Below are 1,413 nucleotides of genomic sequence, written 5' to 3'. Positions count from 1 at the left end.
CCACCTGGGCGACGGGACCGGCAGGAACCACCGCCGACACCCGCAAAACCAGGACACCAGGACCAGCACCGACAACAGGAACGGCCGGCAAAGCCCAGAGCGCTGGAAGCGGTCGGCACGGGCCAGCAGGAACGGCCCAGCAGGAGAGCCGGTACAGCCACTACAGCCGGACCAACAAGACCGGCCGGCGCGACCAGCTGGAGCACAACAGCAACAAAGCCGGCCCCCGCCACCACAACCAGTACCACCAGCAAACAGGCAGCGCCGGAACGACCGGGCCAGCAGAGCCACCCGGGCAGCCGCCAGGACCGGGCCGGTGACGCCGACAGGGCCGGCAGCACCAGCAGGAGCCAGCACGGACGGACGTACTCGCAGCACGGCACGACCGAGAAGGGCCGGTCCACCTGGGCGACGGGACCGGCAGGAACCACCGCCGACACCCGCAAAACCAGGACACCAGGACCAGCACCGACAACAGGAACGGCCGGCAAAGCCACGACGATCAGATCAACAGGGAACCGGCCGGCAGAACCGAAAAGACCAGCACGACCGGAACCGATGAAGCCGTGCACTGGCAACGACGGGACCGGTAAAAGCAGTCGGCAGGAGCAACCGGTACAACCACCGCGGTGAGACCGGCAGAAGCGGCAAGTACGACCGGCTGAAGCAGGACAGAAAGAGCGAAACGGCAGAGCCGGCAAGGCCGGTAGCCCCGGCAGAAACCGGCACGGACGGGCGCCGTCGCAGGACAGCAACACCAGAAAAACCGACAGGGGGCCGAACAGGACCGGCAGGCAGGCAGGCAGGCAGGCAGGCAGGCAGGGAAAGCAAGTCCCCGCACCACCGTCAACAGGCCCGAAACGAAAGGGACTTCACTTCGCCGACCGGCCCGATAACCCGGTCGGTCACCCCTCTCCCCCACCACCCCGGACCACCAAGCACCCCGCGACCCGCCCGCCCAAGGACACCACCCAGCACACCCGGACACCACCGGACCACCGACGGAACCACCCCGGGCACCACCCCGGACAGCCACAACCAACCCGCCACGAACGGGACTTCAGGAATCACCCGCCCGGGACGCCGCCCCCGAAGCCCCGCACCACCGGACAGCAACCACCCGGAACCAGCCGCGAACCGAAGACCGGCAACCAGACCGGCCACGGCCAGGACCCCGACAACCACCCGCACCACCGGACACCGCCGCCCGGCCAGAACGCCACCACCACCGGCCCGGACACCACACCGAACCACCCCGGCACTAAAGAGACTTAACACCCACCAGGGCACCCGCCCCGCAAGCCCCGCACCAACCAGCCCCGCCCACCACCCCCCACCACCAACCACCCACACCACCAAGGAGACCACCCCGCATGACCCACCCCGACCTCACCCGACGCACCCTCCTCACCC

The organism is Kitasatospora sp. NPDC057518 (assembly GCF_042802075.1).
GTDB lineage: Bacteria > Actinomycetota > Actinomycetes > Streptomycetales > Streptomycetaceae > Kitasatospora.
Note: the sequence above shows the minus strand (reverse complement) of the source record.